We start from the raw sequence: 18,902 nt of genomic DNA on the forward strand, positions 1-18,902 counted from the left end.
AGGAGACAGAATGCCATCGATTGTAAGCCACGCCCTCATCGCCGCCGCAGCCTTTGCTTTGGGTCGATGGAGCGCGGGTTTGCGATGGCGCTCCACAGCTTTGGCGCCGAGCGCGGGCGAGCCGGGCGCGCTCGGCAGTTTCGAAACGCCGCAAGGGCGGGCATCGGAGACCGAAAAACACGGCAGGATTCCCATGACCGGCGAACGACTGTTTATGCTGATCTTCCTGTTGGGCTGGATTTTCGCCTGGAGCGTGGCCTGCCTGACGGCGCTGCGTTTTGTTCTAAGCGGCCAAGGGGGCCTGTTCCTGATCGGCTGGCTGATTGCCGCCCTGGCGGGATGGGGGCTCGCGGCGAATACAATCTATCGTCTGGTCACCGGCAAACCGGTGCGCGGCAGAGGCGGGCGCGACATCTGACCGGTGCCGCCTCAAAAGGGGCGGCACAATGAAAATCACCAGCATCACCACCTATCAGGTCGATCTGCCTCTGGAGCACCCGTACTGGCTCTCCGGCGGGCGGCTGAAGTTCGAATGTCTCGACGCCACGCTGGTCAAGATCGAGACCGACGATGGCCTCACCGGCTGGGGCGAGGGCACGCCCTGGGGTCATACCTACGTGCCCGCCCACGGCCCCGGCATCCGCGCCGGGATCGAGACCATGGCGGGCTTTGTGCTGGGCCTTGATCCGCGCCGGGTTCTCGATGTGGAGCGGGCGATGGATCTGGCACTACCGGGTCATCTCTACGCCAAATCCCCCATCGACATGGCCTGCTGGGACATCGCGGGGCAGGCGGCGGGCCTGCCGATTGCCGATCTCATGGGCGGCGGCTCGCGCACGCCCCGTCCCATTGCCTCTTCCGTTGGTGCCAAGACGGCGGAAGAGACCCGCGCCGTCATGGAACGCTACCGCGCCCGCGGCTACATCGCCCATTCGGTGAAGATCGGCGGCGACGTGGCGCGCGACATTGCCCGCGTGCGCGATGTCGAAGTCATCCGCCGCGACGGAGAGATCGTGCTCTACGATGTCAACCGGGGCTGGAGCCGGGCGCAGGCGCTTCAGGTCATGCGCGCCTGCGAGGACCTGCACGTCACCTTCGAGCAGCCGGGCGAGAGCCTCGACGACATCGCCGCCATCTCGCACAAACACGCCTCTCCGGTCTCCGTCGATGAGAGCCTCGTCACCCTGCAGGACGCCGCGCGCATCGCCCGGGATGGTCTGGCCGAGGTGTTCGGCATCAAGCTCAACCGCGTCGGCGGTCTGACCAAGGCCGCCCGCATGCGCGACATCGCGCTCGCCCATGGCATCGACATGTTTGTCATGGCCACCGGCGGCAGCGTGCTGGCCGACACCGAAGCCCTGCATCTCGCCGCCACCATCCCCGATCACGCCTGCCGCGCGGTCTGGGCCTGTCAGGACATGATCACCGTCGACATCGCCGGGGGCAGGGGGCCGCGCAATCAGGCTGGCCACCTGCATCTGCCCGAAACACCGGGCCTTGGCGTACACCCCGATGAGGACCAGCTCAAAAAGGTCGCCCGCTATGCGCTCTGACCTCCGCCTTGCCCCAATTCACCGCAACGAGGCCCTGCCATGAAGATCACCCGCATTGCCCTCTGGCACCTGCCGCTGACCAGCCACACCGCCTATTACATGGCCGAAGGCAAGACCTGCGACACCGTCGAGACCGTTGTTCTCTCGGTGGACACCGATCAGGGCATCACCGGCTGGGGCGAGGTCTGCCCGATCCCGCATTACCTGCCCGCCTATGCGCGCGGCGTCGCCCCCGCCTTGCAGGAACTGGCCCCCGTCCTTCTGGGCGCGGATCCCGTCGGCGTCGAGGCGCTGATGGCGCGGGCGGAGGCCTATCTGCCCGATCACCGCTACGCCAAATCCGCGCTCGACATCGCGCTCTGGGACATCACCGGGCAGGCTGCAGGCCTGCCGCTGCACACGCTGCTCGGCGGCCAACGGCAGGCCGACCTGCCGCTTTATCACTCGATCACCTGTGTGGAGCCGGACGAGATGGCCCGCATCGCCCGCGAGGCGCAGGCCACGGGCATCACCCAGTTTCAGGCCAAACTTGGCGCGTCCGGCGACTGGCAAACCGATGTGGAGCGCCTCGCAAAGGTGCGCGAGGCCGTGGGGCCGGGGCCTTTGGTCTACGGCGATTGGAACTGCGGCGCGACCACGCTTGATGCGATCCGCGTCGGGCGCGGGGCGTCCGATCTTGACGTTATGCTGGAAGCCCCCTGCGCCACGCTGGAGGAGTGCGCGCGGGTTCAGCGCGCCACGCTCCTGCCGATGAAAATGGACGAACTGGCCCATGACACGGCGTCGATGCTGGAGGCGTACCGGCTTGGCATCATGGACGTGGTCGCGCTCAAGATCTCCAAGTTCGGCGGTCTCTCCGCCCTGCGCCGCGCCCGCGATCTGAGCCTGCATCTGGGCGCGAAAATGTGCATCGAATGCACATGGGGCAGCGACATCGTCACCGCCGCCGCCCTGCATCTGGGCGCAGCAACCGATCCGACCCGTGTGCTGAACGTCTGCGATCTGTCGGGCTATGTCGCCCCGCGCGTCGCCCCCACCGCGCCCACTCGCAAAGAGGGTCGCATCGCGCCGCCAAATGCCCCCGGACTGGGGATCACCGTTGACAAAACCGCCCTTGGGGCACCGGACCTGATACTGGATTAACACCATGAACCGCATCGACACGCAAACCGACTGGATTAACCGCGCCCGCGCCGTCCTGCCCGCCGCAGGCTTCGGCAACTTCGACGCCTCCATCGTCATTGCACGGGGGGAGGGGAGCCACGTCTGGGACGAAGATGGCCGCGAATACGTCGATTACCTGATCGGCTCCGGCCCCATGCTTCTGGGCCATGGCGACGGGGAAGTCATGGAGGCGGTGCTGGAACAACTGCCCAAAGGCATGACGTTTTTTGCCAACAATGCCAAGGGGATCGAACTGGCCGAAGCCATCGTGGAGGCCGTGCCCTGCTGCGAGCAGGTGCGCTTTGTCGCCTCGGGCGGCGAGGCGGACATGTACGCAATCCGGCTTGCACGGGCCTATACCGGCAAGCCCAAAATCCTGAAGTTCGAAGGCGGCTACCACGGCATGAGCGCCGAAGCCCAGATGAGCCTTGCGCCGAGCAAACAGGTCAACTTCCCCACCGCCGTGCCCGACAGCGCCGGCATCCCGCAGGGCGTCGCTGATGAAATGCTGATTGCGCCTTTCAACGATCTGGAGGCCGTCGCCTCGCTTCTGGCCGAACATGACGACATCGCCGCCATCATCGCCGAGCCTTTGCAGCGGATCATCCCGGCCCAGCCGGGTTTCCTCACGGGCCTGCGTGATCTGTGCACGAAGCACGGCGTTCTGTTGATCTTTGACGAGATCGTCACCGGCTTCCGGCTCGATTACGGCGGCGCGCAGGAACGCTACGGCGTGGTGCCGGACATCTGTACCTTGGGCAAGATCATCGGCGGCGGCTTCCCTCTGGCCGCTTTGGGCGCAAGCGCCGAGATCATGGCGCATTTTGACAAGGACACCGTCGGCGCGGAAAACTGGCTCATGCAGCTTGGCACGCTCTCGGGTAACCCCGTGGCCTCCGCCGCCGGACTGAAAACCATGGAAGTGCTGCGCCGTCCAGGCCAATACGACCGTCTGCGCGCGCTTGGCCAGCGGCTCATGGACATGCAAAGCGCGGCTCTGGACGCCGAGGGGGTTGCCCACCGGATCTGCGGCGACGCAACGCTCTTTGACATCTACTTCACCGAGGCCGATCCGGTCGACTACCGCAGCGCCCGGCACAGCGATCCCAATCTGAACGCGGTCTGGAACGCGGAACTGCGCGCTTGCGGCGTTTTCAAATCGCCGGGCAAGCTCTACCCGTCGCTGGCCCTGACCGAGGCCGATCTGGACCTGACGGAGGCCGCCTTCACCCGCGCCGCAGCCAAGGTCCGCGCGGCTATGATGGGTTGAGCGATTTCAGCCCGAGCAGCACCGCTGCCCCGATCATGAACCCGCCGCCGATGCGTTCGATCCACAGCTTCGCGCCGCCTTTGAACCTCTTGGCGACCCAGCTTGCCCCGAGGCCATAGGCGGCGAGAAAACAGCCGTCCATGCCGATATAGGTCAGCGACAGGATCAGGAACTGCGGCCAGAACGGCGCCCCGCCGTCGATGAACTGCGGGAAGAGCGCGGCAAAGAAAACCACCGCCTTGGGGTTCGCGGCGGAGGTCAGAAAACCCTGCATCCACAAGGTGCCGAGCGCGGTCTTGGCCGGGGCCGCGCCGCGCTGTGCCACCGTGGGATCCGCCCGCCGGATCATCCGCAGGCCAAGCCAGATCAGATAGGCCACACCCGCCCATTTGATCACCGAAAGCGCCGTGGCAGAGGCCGCGATCACCGCCGCCAGCCCCAGCCCCGCCGCCAGCATCTGCAAGGCATTTGCCGTCAGGTCCCCGGCAGCGGTGGCCAGCGCCGGGCGAAAGCCGTGAATGCCGCTGTTCGACAGCATCAGAAGCTGGCTCGGCCCGGGCGTGCTCATCAACGCCAGCACCGTCGCCACATAGAGCGTCCAGATTTCCCAGGTCATGAGTGCGCCTCCGCCGATTGCCCAAATCAGAGACGCAGCCTACAGGCGCATGGGCGCAATGAAAACGGAGATCAGCCGATCTTCTGCCCCTGGCTCCAGACCCCGCGCAAAAGCGGGGTCGCGCCCACCGGGCGCACCCGCAGCACATCGCCGCGCATCCCGCACTCCAGCACGCCGCGATCGTCCAGCCGCGCGGCCTCAGCCGGGTTGCGCGTGACGGTGGCCATGGCGCGGGGCAGGTCGTCCCAGATCACCGCCAGCCGGAACGCCGCCAGCAGCAGCGCCGAGGGCACATAATCGGACGAGACAATGTCCAAAAGGTCCCGCCGCGCCAGATCCTCTGCCGCCACATTGCCCGAATGCGAGCCGCCCCGGATCAGGTTCGGCGCGCCCATCATCACCGCAATGCCGTGGCTACGGCAGGCCTCCGCCGCCTCCACCGTCGTCGGGAATTCGGCAAAGCCCACGCCGTTCTGCGCCGAACGTGTCACATGGCCCGCCGTGGTGTCGTCATGGCTGGCCAGAACCGCGCCCAGACGCGCCGCCTCGATAACCGCGCCCGCCTCATGCTTCGCCCCGAACCGCTCCTGCAACCCCAGCAGATTCTCAACGTGATCGGCAAACTCCGCATCATTCATGCCGCGTTTCTTCGCCACATAGGTCTTGAGCGCGCTAAGATCGCGGAACTGCCGCTGGCCGGGGGTGTGATCCATCAGGCTGACAATCCCGATGCGGTCCTCCGGGCGAAACCCTGCCAGCTCCTCCAAAAGCGTCTCCGAACAAATCTCTGCCCGCAGGTGCAGGAAGTGGCTGATCTTGAACAGCCCTTCCGCCCGCGCCGCCAGCAACTCGTCGGCCAGCCTGCGCGCGTAATCAATGTAGCGCCCCTTGCCGGAATGGATCGAGCCAACCCGCATGGCGTCAAACACCGTGGTGATCCCGGTCGAGGCCAGCTCTGCATCATGCGCCAGAAGCGCGGGCAGATGCGGCCAGTCCACCTCCGGGCGCGGCTCGATATGCCGCTCCACGTTGTCCGTATGCAGCTCCACCAACCCGGGCAATACGTAATCCCCCGCGCAGTCAATTGCGCCATCGGGGATTGCGTCCCCCTCGCAAATCTCTGTAATCAAACCGTCTTCGATGGTCACGGAGCCAAGGGCAACGCGATCCGCCAGAACAAGCCGGGCCCCGGCAAGGCACAGGGACCCTGACACGTCGTTGTCACACACATGGGCCAAAGAGGACGCAGGGAAAGGGGAATTCATGTCATACGCTCGCTTTGCGATTTACTACGTGCCGCCCCAGGGGCCGCTTGCGGACTTCGGGGCAACCTGGCTGGGCTGGGACATCGTCTCGGGGCTTGCCGTGCCGCAGTTCGACATGCCCGCTTTGCATGACATCACGATGACACCGCGCAAATACGGGTTTCACGGCACGTTGAAACCGCCGTTCCGGCTCAAGGACGGGCAAACGGCGGCGGGTCTTGAGAGGGCGGTGGCCGAAATGGCCGAAACGCTTGCCCCGGCAGTCTGCGACGGGCTGGAGCTGACCCGGCTGGGTCGCTTCCTCGCGCTCACCCCGCATGGGGACCTGAGCGGCCTGCAACGCGTGGCCGAAGCCTGCGTGCGCGCGCCCGACGCCTTCCGCGCCCCGGCCAGCGCCGCCGAACTGGAACGCCGCCGCAAGGCGCCGCTCAGCGACAGGCAAGAGGCTCTGCTCACCCAGTGGGGCTATCCCTATGTTTTCGAAGAGTTCCGCTTCCACCTGACCTTGACCGGCAAGCTCCCCAAGGCCCAGATCGACACCTGGATCAAAACCGTGCAGGACAACTTGCCCAGCCTGCCAGAGCCCTTCGGGATCGATCAGGTTGCGCTCTGCGGCGAGCGGGAGGACGGGCGGTTCGAGGTGATCCATCGCTACACGCTCACCGGCTGAAGCCGCGCCACGGCGCGCGCGAGGGTCTCATCCAGCGGCCCGTCATTGCTGATCTCGATCACCTCCAGCCCTTTGGGCAGCGGCTTTTGCGTGACCGCCAGACGCCCGGCAATCTCTTCGGCGCTTTCGCGGCCCCGCGCGGCCAGCCGCAGGGCCAGCGTCTCGGGTGTGGCGGTGATGTTCAGAACGATAAAATTCTCAAAGGTTTCAGCGGCTTCCGCCAGCGCCCCACGCGAAAAATTCGCCAGACAATCGGTGCCTTTGGTCAGGTGAAACCGCACCGTCTGCGGGATGCCATAGCGCAACCCATGCGCGCCCCAATGCACCGCAAAGGCGCCGTTCTCCACCATATCCTCAAAAGCGGGCAGGGTGACCGCGTCATACTCTTCGCCGCCCAGACCCGGCGCGCGGGTGATCACCCGCCGCACCAGATGCAGCCCCGGCATCGCCTCGCCAAGGCCGCGCATCACGCTGTCCTTGCCCACGCCCGAGGGGCCGACAACGGCGATCAACCGGCCCGGCATCACGCGGCTGACTCCTTGTTTTGTCCTACCGCTTCGCTGCTTGAGGACAATCCCGGCGTGAAACGGCTCACATCAATCTCCCGGTCGCAGACCCGCGCCCGCGCTGCCTCGTCGTGGAAAATCCCGATAATCGCCGCCCCGCGTGCCTTGGCCTCTTCGATCAGGCTCAGCACAACTTCGCGGTTGGTGGCATCAAGGCTGGCGGTCGGCTCATCGAGCAACATCGCCGGATAGTCATAGGCAAAGCCGCGCGCGATGTTCACCCGCTGCTGCTCGCCGCCCGAAAAGGTGGTGGGCGAGAGGGACCAGAGGCGCTCTGGAATATTGAGCTGTGTCAGAAGGTTGCGCGCCTTTTCCTGTGCCGCTTCGGCTGGCACCCCCAGCGCGCGCAGCGGCTCCGCCACCACCTCCAGCGTCGGCACACGCGGCACCACGCGCAGGAACTGGCTGACATAGCCCAGCGTATCGCGGCGCAGGGAAATCACGTCGCGCGGCTCGGCCTGCACAAGGTCCACACCGCCGATGCGAATGGCGCCCGATTGCGTCAGGTAGTTGCCGTAGATCATCCGCATCAGCGTCGATTTTCCCGCCCCCGAAGAGCCGGTCAGCGCCACACATTCGCCGGGCGCAACATCAAAGGACACATCGCGGATCACCTCGATCACTGCGCTGCCCTGATTGTGCAGCGTAAAGGTTTTGGAAACGTTTTCTAGGCAGATCATGCGTTAAGCCTTTGTTAATGAATGAAAAATGTTTCGCGCGCGAAACATCTCAGACCTGCAGGACCGAGCTGACAAGCAGCTGGCTATAGGCATGTTGCGGATCATCCAGCACCTGATCGGTCAGGCCGGCTTCGACCACATGACCCGATTTCATCACCATCAGCCGATCCGCCAGAAGCCGCACCACGGCCAGATCATGGGTGACGATGATGGCGCTCAGCCCCATGTCCCTTACCAGCCCTCGGAGCAGGTCCAGCAGACGCGCCTGAACCGAGACATCAAGCCCTCCGGTCGGCTCATCCATGAACACAAGCCGCGGGCCAGTGACGAGGTTGCGGGCGATCTGGAGCCGTTGTTGCATGCCCCCCGAAAAGGTTGTGGGGCGGTCATCCACGCGGGCCGCATCAATCTCGACCCGCTCCAGCCAATCCGTGGCCTGCTCGCGGATATCGCCATAATGCCGCGCGCCCACGGCCATCAGCCGCTCGCCCACATTGCCGCCCGCCGAGACCCCCATCCGCAGCCCGTCGCGGGCGTGCTGGTGGACAAAAGCCCAATCGGTGCGCCCGAGCATCCGGCGTTCCGGTTCCGACATGGCGAGCGTGTCTTTTGGCCCCTCGCTGCGGGTGTCAAACACCACCTGCCCGGCGTCCGGGGGCAGGTGCCCGGCCATGCAATTCAGCAGGGTCGACTTGCCCGAACCACTCTCGCCCACGATGCCCATGACCTCGCCGGGGTAGAGGTCAAAACTCACGTCCGCGCAGCCGATGTGGGTGCCATAGCGTTTGGTCACGCCCTGAACGGAAAGAAGCGGTGTCATGCGGCTACCTCGCTGCCCGGGAAGGCCGGGCCTTGATGGCCAGCCGCGCGGCGGCCGGTGCAATAATCGGTGTCTGAGCAGCAGAAAAGCCGCCCGCCTGCGTCGTCGATGATGACCTCGTCAAGATAGCTGTCCGAAGCCCCGCAAAGCCCGCAGATCTGATCGGCTTTGGAGGCCTCAAACGGGTGATCCTCGAAGTCGAGGCTGACCACCTGGGTATAGGGCGGCAGCGCGTAAATCCGCTGCTCACGGCCCGCCCCAAAGAGTTGGATCGCGGCCATATCCCCCAGCTTGGGATTGTCGAATTTCGGGATGGGCGACGGGTCCATCACATAGCGCCCCTCGACCTTCACCGGGTAGGCATAGGAGGTGGCGATATGGCCGTGGCGGGCGATGTCTTCATAAAGTTTTACATGCATGAGGCCGTACTCCTCAAGGCTGTGCATCTTGCGCGTCTCGCTTTCACGCGGTTCGAGAAAGCGCAGAGGCTCCGGGATGGGCACCTGATAGACAAGAATCTGATCCTCGCTCAGCGGCTCTTCGGGGATGCGGTGGCGGGTCTGGATGACGCTGGCCTCGGCGGTGGCGGTCGTGGTTTCAACCCCTGCGGTGCGTTCAAAGAAGGCGCGAATCGAGACAGCATTTGTCGTGTCATCCGCGCCCTGATCAATAACCTTGAAGATATCGTCAGGGCACAGAACGGCGGCGGAAACCTGCACCCCGCCGGTGCCCCAGCCATAGGGCATGGGCATCTCGCGGGAGGCAAAAGGCACCTGATAGCCGGGGATCGCCAGACCCTTGAGAATGGCGCGGCGGATCATGCGTTTGGTCTGTTCATCGAGGTAGGCGAAGTTATAGTCAGCCATGGAACGATCCTTTGGAATGTGAGGCCCGGGTATGGCGTTGGAATTGTGGTTGTTTTTCGGGGCTCTGGCCGCGTTTTCGCTGTTCGGGATATGGGTTTTGATCCTCAGGCAGCGGCGCTATCGGAAGCGGCGTGACAGCCTGCATCAGGACAGCAGCGGAAGCTGGGTCTGGACCGATTTCGACGGCTCCCCGCGCAGTTCCCTGACCCATCCCGATCGCAAGGGTGGAGATTGGTATTCCGAGCCGGGCGGCGACGGATTTGACGCAGGCGGCGGTGGTGATGGGGGCGGGGGCGACTAAGGTCATAGCAGCCCCCGGTGGTTAATGCGTTTGGTCTGTTCATCCAGGAATGTGAAGCTATAGTCCGACATGGATACCTCCATCGGAGCCGGCCAAGTGTCTCACATCGTGTTTTCTATCGTTTACACCTGTGGTTCGGTTTTGATTGTCTTGTGGGCGTTCATCGGTCAAACAGAAGGTCCGGTTGAATTGATCCGGTTCCTTTCTTTCTTTTTTGTGGCGGGCGGTTTGTACGCTCTCTGGCTGTCTGTAAGGCGATACAAACGGCGTCAAAGTTTGCGCACCCAGAAGACCGAGTTTGGAATTGAGTTCGTCTGGATCGACTTTGACGGATCCGAGCGCCGCTCTTCCACCGACCCGACGCCTCAGTGGGACGCAACCGAATGGAGTACACACATCGAGGGCGACTAAGGTCATAGCAGCCCCCGGTCTTTGAGCGCGGCCTCGAAGGCGCGCGCATCGGTGAAGTGAATGCCGTCCATGCCGACGGAGTGCGCACCGGCGATATTCTCCGGCTTGTCATCGACGAAGACGCAGTCAGAGGCCGCGAGGCCGGAGCGGTCAAGGAACAGGCGGTAGATCGCCGGATCGGGTTTGATCAGGTCAACCGCGCCGGAGACGATGGTGGTCTGAAACATGGTGCCAAGACGCGGGTGCGCCTTGAGACCTTCGGGCCATGTTTCGGCGGACCAGTTGGTGATCGCATGGAGCGGCACGCCGCGCGCCTCAAGCTGATCCACGATGGCCCATGTGCCGGGCACTTCGTTGACCACCGTCAGAGGAAAGCGCGAGGGGTAGAGCGCCAGCAGGCGGGCGTCCTCGGGGTCCGGCAATTCGCGGGCCACATCGGCGAAGGTTTCACCCTTGTCGCAACGCAGGTTCCGGGCCGGGAAATCGACGCGTTTGAGGAAGGCCTCGACCGCCTCGGCAGAGCCAAGGTCATCGATCCAAGCCGGGGCCGGGTGCCAGTCAACCAGCACGTTTCCGATGTCAAAGACGACGTGTTTCATGGGGTGGTATCCAGAATTTCAAGGGAGTGGGCTGGAGCTCTTTTCTGCGAAAAGACTCCCTTGCCCACCTGTCGATTTTTTCGGGGAAAAATCGCCATCATTCCGCCGCCTCCTGAACCTGATCGGCCGCGGCGTTGAGGGAGGTGATCAAGCTCATGACAGCCCCCGTCGCAATTCTGTTACAAAGGCCATGTTAGCGTTCGCACAGACATGATGAGCACTCGAATCATAAGGTCGATATGACGCGAAGGGGTTGGACAGCTTCAGCTCCGTCACAGACCTCGCGGTCTCTCTTGTCTGTTTTCCTTCAACACACCGTGGAGATTTGTGATGACGAGCACGCGCTCGGACTACAGTTTTTCGTATTGGACCCTGCTGATTGTCCTCGCCGTGTTGGGCCTCTGGGCCCATGCTGGCGAATCCGTTGTGTCTATCGCTTTCGGCGGAGCCGTGATGAGTTTCGGCCTGTACCGCGACCACAAACGGCGCAGCACGTTGCGGCAACGCGAGGATGGCGTCTACGTCTGGATTGAGTGGCACGGTGGCGAACGACGTTCGTTCTGTGACCCTACCGAGGATTGGGACAGCGAAGGAGACGGCGACGGAGGCGATTGATCGGCCTCTTTTTTTTGTCCTGACCTGAGAATGTCGTGGCCCCGTTGGGGCTTTTTTTGTGCCCGGTCTCATTCCGCCGCCTCCTGCACCTGATCCGCGCCCGCTTCGCGGCGCAGTTTGCGGACCAGTTCCAGTTCGGACTGGAAATCGACGTAATGGGGCAGTTTGATGTGTTCGAGGAAGCCCGTCGCCTGGATGTTGTCGGCGTGGTAGAGCACAAATTCGGCGTCCTGCGCGGGCGCGCCTTCAAAGTCTTCGCCCAGCTCTTCCCAGCGCAGGGCGCGTTCGACCAGCGCCATGGAGATCGCCTTGCGCTCGCTCTGGCCAAAGACCAGACCATAGCCCCGGGTGAACTGCGGCGGCTGGGTTTTGGAGCCGGTGAACTGGTTGACGGTTTCACATTCGGTGAGTGTTATCTCTCCGATTTCAATGGAGAATCCCAGCTCCGGGATGTCCATGTCAAGGGGCACGGACCCGATGCGCAGTTCGCCCACAAAGGCATGGTTGCGGCCATAGCCGCGCTGCGTGGAATAGGCGAGGCCGAGGGTGAAGCCTTCATCCGCGCGGGTCAGGGCCTGCAGGCGGAGGGCGCGGCTGGCGGGCATTTCCAGCGGCTCGCGGGTGAGGTCCGGCGGCGGGGTGTCGTCCTGCGGGGCCTCTTCGATCAGCCCTTCGCGGTTGAGGAAGCCGGTGACATGCGGCACGCGGGCCTCGTCCGCCTCTTGCGTGGCGGCCTCGGGGGTCTCGCCTTCGGCGGCGAGTTTGAAGTCCAGAAGGCGGTGAGTGTAGTCGAAGGTCGGGCCGAGGATCTGCCCGCCGGGCAGGTCCTTGAAGGTGGCCGAAATGCGCCGGTCGCAGGCCATGGCGCCGGTGTCCACGGGCTCCGAATGGCCAAAGCGGGGCAGGGTGGTGCGATAGGCGCGGATCAGGAAGATCGCCTCGATCAGATCGCCGCGCGATTGCTTGATCGCAAGGGCAGCGAGGTCCGGATCGTAGAGCGAGCCTTCGGCCATCACTCGGTCGACGGCGAGTTTGAGCTGCTCGCGGATTTGCGGGATGGAGAGTTCGGCGATCTCGGTGGGGCCGCGGCGCTCTTCGGCGAGCCAGGTGTGGGCGCTTTCAATGGCGCGCTCGCCGCCTTTGACAGCTACGTACATGGTTGGATCTCCGTGGAGCGGGGCAGGGCGGCGAGCTGGTCGTCGCAGGTCAGGATGAAATCGAGCCCAAGCGGGAAGAGGGCGTGGTTGTCCTGAAAAGGGGCGAGGGCTGGCAGCGGCAGGCTGGCGGTGGATTTGATGCCGGGGCCGGTGAGGGTGGCCGTGGGGGCGCTCAGATCGGCCTTGTCCACGATCAGCGTGGCGGAGCGGTCCGGGTAATCCGGGGTGCCGATGGGGTAGGCGCTGAGCGGGAGCAGGGCAGCCCATGTGCCGATGGCGAACATGCAGTGGGACGGGCCGGTCAGCGGCGCGCCGGTGTGGAAGGCGAGCCAGGCGCGGATGTCCGGGGTGTCCGCCTCGCCGGCGAGATAGACGGGCGTGTCGGCATCACAGAGCGTGAGCAGGACACAGCCTGCGGCGCGGGAGAGGGGCGCGGGCGGCTCAGCGCCGGTGATGGCCTGCCATGTGCCGGGGCGGGCCATGGCGTCCATGACGCTGCGAAAGGCCTTGGCGGATTGGGTGGCGGGATCGGTGAAACCACCCGCAAGGGTTTGATTTTGCATCAGTCTTCCCCTCTCGCCATGGTGAAAAACTCGACCTTGGTGGCGGCGGCTTTGGCGGCGCGCGTTTTGGTTTTCGCGGCATGCTCGGCGATGAGCGGGTCCAGCACGGCGGCGCGGATCTGCGCGGCTTCGGGGCCTTGCATGAGCGCATCGACGAGCGCGGCGGCCGTTGCGTCGGCTTTGCGACGGCCCTGAACATAGGCGTGGCCGACCGCGCCGTTTTCCAGCGTCAGGGCGCAGCGGGTGACGGTCATCTCGCCCAAGTTGAAGGGTGCGCCGGTGCCGCCCGCGCGGCCCCGGACCATGGTGCTGCCGATCTCCGGCGCGCGCAGCCATGTGAAGCCGGGGCGGGGCATTGCGGCGTCCAGAAGGGCGGACACCCGGCCCTCTGCGGCCCTCGCAAGGGTGCTCATCCAGCGCTGGCGGTCCGATTTTTCATCGAAAGTGTCTTTCATCTCGACAACTTTTCCATATACTATACAACTATACTTATATTAACGGATTCGCCTCCCGAAGACAGTGGAGTTTTGTGAAACTTGCGTGACACGTCCGGTAAGACCCCGATCTGGCAGGCCATTGCCCATGCGCTCAGGAGCGACGTAGCGGAGGGGCGGTATGCGCCCGGTGACAAGCTGCCGACCGAAGCCGCGCTGGCCGAACGGTTTGGCGTCAATCGCCATACGGTGCGGCATGGGATTTCGGCTTTGGTCGAAGAGGGGCTGGTGCGCACGCGGCGTGGTTCCGGCGCCTTTGTGGCGGCGACGCCGACGGATTATCCCATTGGCAGGCGGGTGCGGTTTCATGAAAACCTGATCGCGGCGGGGCGCAGGCCAGAGAAGCGGGTCCTGCAGGTGGAGGAGCGTCTGGCGACGGAAGGCGAGGCGCGGGCGCTGAAGATTGCGGCAGGGGATCCGGTTTGCAGCTACCACGGGCTGTCGCTGGCGGATGGGCAGCCGATTGCGGTGTTTGAGAGCCTGTTTCCGGGGGCGCGCCTTGCGGGGATGACCCGCGCGTTGGCGGAAACCAGCAGCGTGACGGAGGCTTTAAGGGCGGTTGGGGTCTCTGACTACACCCGTGCGAGCACGCGGCTGACGGCGGTGCGGGCCTCGGCCACACAGGCCTTGCATCTGCAACTCAGCGAAGGCGATCCGCTGCTGCGCTCGTCAGGGGTAAACGTCGATGGCGAAGGTGTGCCGGTCGAGTATGGGCGGACGTGGTTTGCCGGGGACCGGGTGACGTTGACGATTGACGGGTGAGGGGGATGGCGGCTGCGGGCCTTTTGCGGACATTGAGTGCGTACCCGTCCCGGACCTGATCCGGAACCTCATGGCCAGCGCACAAGCCGCGTCATCGACGGGCCGTGGTGCGGCGATCCTCCTTCTGATCCCCTCGATTTATCTCAGAAACTGGCGCGCTAGTCAGGTGTGGCTCGATACGACAACCCAATCGCCGTGCCGTGGGGACGGCCCGTCGATGGGCGCGGCGGCCTGCGGCCTTGACTCCGCGCCTGGGGTGAAGGGAATGGCTGTTCAAGGCCATTTCGACACCGGGACAGCAAGTGTCAGCGACCGCTTTGAAGGCAGTCAGTTTGGGAGCTTGACTTCAAACTGTATATCGAGATATCTCGATTTATGGACTTAGAGCAATCAATATCAGCTTTGAACAATCCGGTTCGCCGTCAGATTCTGGAGTGGCTGAAGGATCGTTCAAACTTTCCGCCGGCCCTACCGGGCCATGAAGACCTCGAAGGTGTATGCGTGGCGTACATCCAGGAAAAGGCGAAGCTTTCTCAGTCCACTATCTCAAACTACATGGGACTGCTGAAACAGGTCGGCTTTGTGGTCTCCGAGCGCCATGGGCAATGGACGTTCTACCGACGGGATGAGGAAAACATTCAGGCGTTTTTCGCCGCGATGCAGGACGAGCTTCTGAAGCCTTAGCACGCGGGACATGAAGGCCCCTCATGCAGAAGTTTGCAGAATTAAAGTGATATATCGAAATATTCCGATGGAGGGATGAAATGAAGGGTGAAGACATAACCAAACTGCTGGGCCAGCCACTCGACCTTCCATGTGGTGGGCAGTTGAAGAACAGATTGTTGAAGTCTGCCATGTCTGACTCTTTGGGTGATGGCAGAGGAAACCCTACCGAAGCGCAGATACGGCTCTACGAAAGATGGGCAGAGGGGGGGCTGCGTTGTCGTTGATCGGAGAGGTGCAGGTAACCCCGCACTATCCTGAGAAGCCCGGCAACCTGGTCTTGGTCCCAGACGCGGATTTATCCGCCATGCAGAAGCTGGCCAAGGGCGGGTCGGTGAACGGCGCGCAAATCTGGCCACAGCTTGGTCACGCCGGTGCGCTGGCACATGGGCCAATCAGCACCCCTAAAGGGCCGTCTCCGTTGGACATTGAAGGATTGCACTGCGGCGGCATGACATTGGATGAAATCCATGCGCTGCCCCAAGCCTATGCGCAAGCGGCAGCTCTCGCGAAAGACGTTGGGTTTGGGGGTGTTCTGATCCACGCCGGTCACGGGTTTCTGTTCAGCCAGTTCTTGTCGCCGCTCTTCAACCACCGGACCGATGCATATGGCGGGTCAGTCGAGAACCGGTTCCGGATCATTTGCGAAGTCATCGAGGCAGTTCGGCAGGCGGTCGGACCGGCGTATCCGATTGGCATCAAGATCAACTCAACCGACAAACTCGAAGGCGGCCTTACCACGGAAGATGCATTGGACGTCGTGCGGCTCATCGATAAAACGTCAGTGGACTTGATCGATGTCAGCGGTGGCACGTATTTCCCCGGCGCCGCATCGAGTTCCGACGGCACCTCTTCGTCGGGTCCCTATTTTATCGACTTTGCCAAACAGGCCAAGACGCTGACGAACATTCCAATCGCTTTGACCGGTGGATTTGAGACCCGAGAGCAGGCTGCGCAGGCTTTGCGTGACGGATCTGCTGACGCGATCAGCCTTGCGCGTGCAATGGCGCTCGAACCAGCTCTGGCGAATACCTGGTTGAGCGAGAAAGGTGGCGATCCAGAGTTTCCGAATTTCGACAGTCCGCCGCGGGGAGGTGTCACCGCGTGGTATTCGATGCGGCTGACCGCTCTGGGTGAAGACAGCGAAGACCAGTTCGACCAGAGCCCGGCAGACGCATTGGAGGCCTACGAAAGACGCGATTCCGAGCGTTGTGTCGATTGGCGGATTCGGTTCGGCTAAAGACGGTTTACTGCCAATGTCGGCATTCGCCACGCTGCAACAGGCTGGTGGGTCCGCGCCGGTTGGACCGTAGTTCGGCCCGATCACCCGGACTTTGCAAAGGTTGGCGAAGGGCCCATTCCGGGCCTTCATGATGTCGGGTCACGTCGCCGCGCAGCTTTCTCGAACCGGCCATTAACTCAATGTGCGAAACCGTCTGGTCGCCCGGGGGCAGCGGAGCGGACGGGGTCAACATTTTCTGTCGCAGAAAGAAAGTCTTTGTCTGAGCGGTTTGCGGCGCAAAGGAGAGCCGCAAACCCTCGTTCAGTGTGTTTCAAGCGAGATATGGACATCCATCTCGGCTTCGGGGTCGAAATCGCTTAGGTCCATCACGGAAAAGAACATCGCGCAAACGGGCGACTCCATCTCTTTTTTGACCACGTCCAGATAGTCGTCGTGGCTTCGGAACTGCACGATATCGAGATACGTCCCGTCGGGTTTGCGAACAAGTTCGCGGCGCAGCACGCCCTCTTCATGTGCGACAAAGTCCCTTTGGAAAACTGCCGAAGCAGCAAGCAGATCGGCCTCCGTTTTGCCCTCGGCAAGTTTGATCGGCGCAAAAAACGGTAACGGGCGTGATGTTGTCTCCTTGGGCAGCTGTCGCATCCGCTTCAATGATCCGGGTCGTTCCCGAGACGCGGATTCCCTCTCCGGGAATACTGCTGAATTCGGCCTTCAGGAGCGACCTTGCACCCATGTCCTCTCCCTGCACGATGCTGATTGCCCCTTCATGGGGCCATTCAATGTCGCGCAGGTATCCGGACAGCGCGGCCGCGGCAGCCCCGGTCGCGGGATCCTCGGCCACGCCCCCGATCGCGAAGGCATTCCGGCTGTGAAAAAGGCGCGGGGTTTCCGCCCACAAGAGGCTGATCGTCGTCAGGTCATACTCCCGCATCAGCTCGGCACCTTTGGCCAAGTCATACGACATCCCCGCGAGTGTCAGCCTGTCGCGAAGCGCGAGGATCAGGTGATTGTTCCCGGCATTGGCAAGGGCTGGTGGCAAAGCACCGTCCAGGTCAGCGGCGTCAAGACCAAAGAGCGCAAGCGCAGCCTTCAACAACTCTGGGTCAGCGGCAGCGCTGTGGGTGGGCGGAGATGTCAGCGTTGCACTGCCGTCCTCTTTGGCTTCAACACTGATGCGCCCCGAGTTCAGGTCAAGCTGGTACAGCCCCGGCCCGTCGCGCGCGGTGAGCGCATTGCCCAGTGCAATTGTGGCATGCCCGCAGAACGCCACCTCTTCCTCGGGCGAGAAAAACCGCACGCGCCACCCGCCGGCTTGGGGCGCGGCAAAGACGGTTTCCGAGTATCCGATCTCTCTTGCGAGGCGCTGCATCTCGGCCTCGGGCGGAAGCGTTTCACCAACCATGACGCCCGCGGGGTTGCCGCCTTGGGTGCCATCTGAGAAGGCCGCGACACGCAGCATGTTCGGGGTTCCTGTATCTTTCATGGGTTTGAACCTTTCTTCGACCGTTGCAATCCGGGAACCGACAGCCAAGACCCTTGGAGGCGCGGCTGAACGGTTCCAATTGGCCCCGGCGGAGTGTTCCGCCGGAGCTGAGTTTGGTCACTTGTTTATCCGGGCCAGAAAGTCCTGCATCTCGGCAGCGATGAAATCGCCATATTCCTCGAGCGCGAAGTGCCCGGTCTCAAGCAGATGGAATTCCACATCGTTGAGATCGGCTTTGTAGGGATGTGCGCCTTCGGCCGGGAAAATGTGATCATTCTTTCCCCAGACAATCAGCGCCGGAGGCTGGTGTTCGCGGAACAGGGCCTGCCACTTGGGGTATTCGGTGACGTTGGTGCCGTAATCCAGGAACATCTTCAGTTGCACCTCTTGGTTCCCCGGCCGGTCCAGCAGGTACTGGACGTGCCAGAAATTGTCGGGGTTCACCGTCGAGACATCGCCAACACCGTGGGTGAATTGCCATTTGGTGGCGTCGAGCGTCAGGAAGCCACGCAAGGCATCACCATTTTCCGCGCTGGGGTCGGCCCAATAAGCCTTGATCGGGTCCCAAAACTCGCGCAGGCCTTCATCGTAGGCGTTGCCGTTCTGAATGACGAAACCGGTGACGCGCTCGGGGTGCTCGGCGAACATGCGGTAGCCGATCGGTGCCCCGTAATCCATCAGATAGACGGAGTAGGTGTCCACACCCTTGGCATCGATCAAACGCGTGATGGAGTTTGCCGCGTTGGCAAAGCTGTAGTCATAGCTGTCAGCAGGCGGCATGTCCGACGCGCCAAAGCCGAGATAGTCCGGGGCAATCACGTGGTAGTCTTCGGCCAGGACCGGGATCAGCTCGCGGAACATGTGCGAAGAGGTGGGGAACCCGTGGAGCAGCAGGACAGTGGGATTCGACGGATCGCCCGCCTCGCGATAGGCGATGGTCCGGCCTTCGATCTCCATCGTTTTCATGTTCACGGCAAAAGGGCTTTCAGCAGCCACAGCGCTGTTTGGCAGGATCGCTGGCAGCAGCGTGGCGCCGGCCAGCAGTGCTGCGAGAACGGGAATGCGCAAATGATGTTTCATG

24 protein-coding genes are annotated in these 18,902 nt (G+C 63.2%); 11 read left to right on the forward strand and 13 right to left on the reverse strand.

Annotated elements, in window-relative coordinates:
* The first annotated feature begins 10 nt into the window (after positions 1 to 10).
* The 4 genes from E4662_RS13735 to E4662_RS13750 are packed head-to-tail and all read left to right on the forward strand — an operon-like array spanning position 11 to position 3,987.
* On the forward strand, positions 11 to 418 hold the full coding sequence (locus E4662_RS13735; RefSeq protein WP_136442170.1) for a hypothetical protein: 408 nt from the start codon (positions 11 to 13) through the stop codon (positions 416 to 418).
* 28 nt (positions 419 to 446) lie between these two features.
* On the forward strand, positions 447 to 1,553 hold the full coding sequence (locus E4662_RS13740; protein WP_136442171.1) for a mandelate racemase/muconate lactonizing enzyme family protein: 1,107 nt from the start codon (positions 447 to 449) through the stop codon (positions 1,551 to 1,553).
* Positions 1,554 to 1,592: 39 nt separating this feature from the next.
* Complete coding sequence (locus E4662_RS13745) at positions 1,593 to 2,696, forward strand: mandelate racemase/muconate lactonizing enzyme family protein (RefSeq protein WP_136442172.1); 1,104 nt, start codon at positions 1,593 to 1,595, stop codon at positions 2,694 to 2,696.
* A gap of 4 nt (positions 2,697 to 2,700) precedes the next feature.
* Positions 2,701 to 3,987, forward strand: coding sequence for an aspartate aminotransferase family protein (locus E4662_RS13750; protein WP_136442173.1), 1,287 nt, complete (start codon positions 2,701 to 2,703; stop codon positions 3,985 to 3,987).
* On the opposite strand, the gene E4662_RS13755 is transcribed toward E4662_RS13750, so the two are convergent.
* Together E4662_RS13755 and E4662_RS13760 are read right to left on the reverse strand one after the other, a co-directional pair.
* Positions 3,974 to 4,603, reverse strand: a complete 630-nt coding sequence (locus tag E4662_RS13755; protein WP_136442174.1) for a LysE family translocator — start codon at positions 4,601 to 4,603, stop codon at positions 3,974 to 3,976. The two genes, E4662_RS13750 and E4662_RS13755, sit on opposite strands and share 14 nt — an antisense overlap.
* Before the next feature lie 71 nt (positions 4,604 to 4,674).
* Positions 4,675 to 5,868, reverse strand: coding sequence for an alpha-D-ribose 1-methylphosphonate 5-triphosphate diphosphatase (locus E4662_RS13760; RefSeq protein WP_136442175.1), 1,194 nt, complete (start codon positions 5,866 to 5,868; stop codon positions 4,675 to 4,677).
* Between E4662_RS13760 and E4662_RS13765 the strand changes: the two genes are divergently transcribed.
* Positions 5,867 to 6,538 carry a DUF1045 domain-containing protein gene (locus tag E4662_RS13765; RefSeq protein WP_136442176.1) on the forward strand — a complete coding sequence of 224 codons (672 nt, stop codon included), beginning with the start codon at positions 5,867 to 5,869 and terminating at the stop codon, positions 6,536 to 6,538. The two genes, E4662_RS13760 and E4662_RS13765, sit on opposite strands and share 2 nt — an antisense overlap.
* Here E4662_RS13765 and phnN read toward each other — a convergent pair.
* Genes phnN through E4662_RS13785 form a run of 4 tightly spaced genes read right to left on the reverse strand, consistent with a single transcriptional unit; the run spans position 6,520 to position 9,470 of the window.
* Positions 6,520 to 7,062: a phosphonate metabolism protein/1,5-bisphosphokinase (PRPP-forming) PhnN gene (phnN, locus tag E4662_RS13770; protein ID WP_136442177.1), complete on the reverse strand. Its 543-nt coding sequence runs from the start codon at positions 7,060 to 7,062 to the stop codon at positions 6,520 to 6,522. The genes E4662_RS13765 and phnN overlap by 19 nt on opposite strands.
* Entirely contained in the window at positions 7,062 to 7,784 is a 723-nt protein-coding gene (phnL, locus tag E4662_RS13775) for a phosphonate C-P lyase system protein PhnL (RefSeq protein WP_136442178.1), read from the reverse strand. The genes phnN and phnL overlap by 1 nt, the downstream gene beginning before the upstream one ends.
* A 49-nt stretch (positions 7,785 to 7,833) precedes the next feature.
* Positions 7,834 to 8,604 (reverse strand): phosphonate C-P lyase system protein PhnK, encoded by a 771-nt coding sequence (gene phnK, locus E4662_RS13780; protein WP_136442179.1) that lies wholly within the window; start codon positions 8,602 to 8,604, stop codon positions 7,834 to 7,836.
* Positions 8,601 to 9,470, reverse strand: a complete 870-nt coding sequence (locus E4662_RS13785) for an alpha-D-ribose 1-methylphosphonate 5-phosphate C-P-lyase PhnJ (RefSeq protein ID WP_136442180.1) — start codon at positions 9,468 to 9,470, stop codon at positions 8,601 to 8,603. Before E4662_RS13785 ends, phnK begins: the two co-directional genes overlap by 4 nt.
* Before the next feature lie 31 nt (positions 9,471 to 9,501).
* Here E4662_RS13785 and E4662_RS13790 point away from each other — a divergent pair, with 31 nt between their 5' ends.
* Entirely contained in the window at positions 9,502 to 9,771 is a 270-nt protein-coding gene (locus E4662_RS13790; protein ID WP_136442181.1) for a hypothetical protein, read from the forward strand.
* 69 nt (positions 9,772 to 9,840) lie between these two features.
* Complete coding sequence (locus E4662_RS13795) at positions 9,841 to 10,182, forward strand: hypothetical protein (protein WP_136442182.1); 342 nt, start codon at positions 9,841 to 9,843, stop codon at positions 10,180 to 10,182.
* Between the two features lie 2 nt (positions 10,183 to 10,184).
* Here E4662_RS13795 and E4662_RS13800 read toward each other — a convergent pair whose 3' ends face one another.
* Positions 10,185 to 10,781 (reverse strand): HAD family hydrolase, encoded by a 597-nt coding sequence (locus E4662_RS13800; protein ID WP_136442183.1) that lies wholly within the window; start codon positions 10,779 to 10,781, stop codon positions 10,185 to 10,187.
* 330 nt (positions 10,782 to 11,111) lie between these two features.
* Between E4662_RS13800 and E4662_RS13805 the strand changes: the two genes are divergently transcribed.
* Positions 11,112 to 11,396 carry a hypothetical protein gene (locus tag E4662_RS13805; RefSeq protein WP_136442184.1) on the forward strand — a complete coding sequence of 95 codons (285 nt, stop codon included), beginning with the start codon at positions 11,112 to 11,114 and terminating at the stop codon, positions 11,394 to 11,396.
* A gap of 68 nt (positions 11,397 to 11,464) precedes the next feature.
* Here the strand turns inward: E4662_RS13805 and E4662_RS13810 are convergent, their stop codons facing one another.
* From E4662_RS13810 to phnG, 3 genes are read right to left on the reverse strand one after another with little or no spacing between them, the layout of a single operon-like run.
* On the reverse strand, positions 11,465 to 12,553 hold the full coding sequence (locus E4662_RS13810; protein WP_136442185.1) for a carbon-phosphorus lyase complex subunit: 1,089 nt from the start codon (positions 12,551 to 12,553) through the stop codon (positions 11,465 to 11,467).
* A complete protein-coding gene (gene phnH, locus E4662_RS13815) occupies positions 12,544 to 13,116 on the reverse strand; it encodes a phosphonate C-P lyase system protein PhnH (protein WP_136442186.1) in 573 nt (190 codons plus the stop codon). Before phnH ends, E4662_RS13810 begins: the two co-directional genes overlap by 10 nt.
* Positions 13,116 to 13,571 (reverse strand): phosphonate C-P lyase system protein PhnG, encoded by a 456-nt coding sequence (phnG, locus tag E4662_RS13820; RefSeq protein WP_136442187.1) that lies wholly within the window; start codon positions 13,569 to 13,571, stop codon positions 13,116 to 13,118. The genes phnH and phnG overlap by 1 nt, the downstream gene beginning before the upstream one ends.
* A gap of 81 nt (positions 13,572 to 13,652) precedes the next feature.
* Between phnG and phnF the strand changes: the two genes are divergently transcribed.
* The 3 genes from phnF to E4662_RS13835 all read left to right on the forward strand — a co-directional run bounded on the left by phnF (position 13,653) and on the right by E4662_RS13835 (position 16,335).
* Positions 13,653 to 14,372, forward strand: a complete 720-nt coding sequence (phnF, locus tag E4662_RS13825) for a phosphonate metabolism transcriptional regulator PhnF (RefSeq protein WP_136442188.1) — start codon at positions 13,653 to 13,655, stop codon at positions 14,370 to 14,372.
* 375 nt (positions 14,373 to 14,747) lie between these two features.
* On the forward strand, positions 14,748 to 15,056 hold the full coding sequence (locus tag E4662_RS13830; RefSeq protein WP_136442189.1) for an ArsR/SmtB family transcription factor: 309 nt from the start codon (positions 14,748 to 14,750) through the stop codon (positions 15,054 to 15,056).
* 256 nt (positions 15,057 to 15,312) lie between these two features.
* Positions 15,313 to 16,335, forward strand: coding sequence for an oxidoreductase (locus tag E4662_RS13835; protein WP_240705196.1), 1,023 nt, complete (start codon positions 15,313 to 15,315; stop codon positions 16,333 to 16,335).
* 303 nt (positions 16,336 to 16,638) lie between these two features.
* Here E4662_RS13835 and E4662_RS13840 read toward each other — a convergent pair whose 3' ends face one another.
* From E4662_RS13840 to E4662_RS13850, 3 genes are all read right to left on the reverse strand, one after another.
* A complete protein-coding gene (locus E4662_RS13840) occupies positions 16,639 to 16,839 on the reverse strand; it encodes a hypothetical protein (protein WP_136442190.1) in 201 nt (66 codons plus the stop codon).
* Between the two features lie 7 nt (positions 16,840 to 16,846).
* On the reverse strand, positions 16,847 to 17,821 hold the full coding sequence (locus tag E4662_RS13845) for a PhzF family phenazine biosynthesis protein (protein WP_206080297.1): 975 nt from the start codon (positions 17,819 to 17,821) through the stop codon (positions 16,847 to 16,849).
* Between the two features lie 117 nt (positions 17,822 to 17,938).
* A complete protein-coding gene (locus E4662_RS13850) occupies positions 17,939 to 18,901 on the reverse strand; it encodes an alpha/beta fold hydrolase (protein ID WP_136442191.1) in 963 nt (320 codons plus the stop codon).
* Position 18,902: the final 1 nt, after the last annotated feature.

Origin of the sequence: Pacificoceanicola onchidii (assembly GCF_004804335.1) — a bacterium.
In the GTDB taxonomy this organism is placed as follows: Bacteria; Pseudomonadota; Alphaproteobacteria; order Rhodobacterales; family Rhodobacteraceae; genus Pacificoceanicola; species Pacificoceanicola onchidii.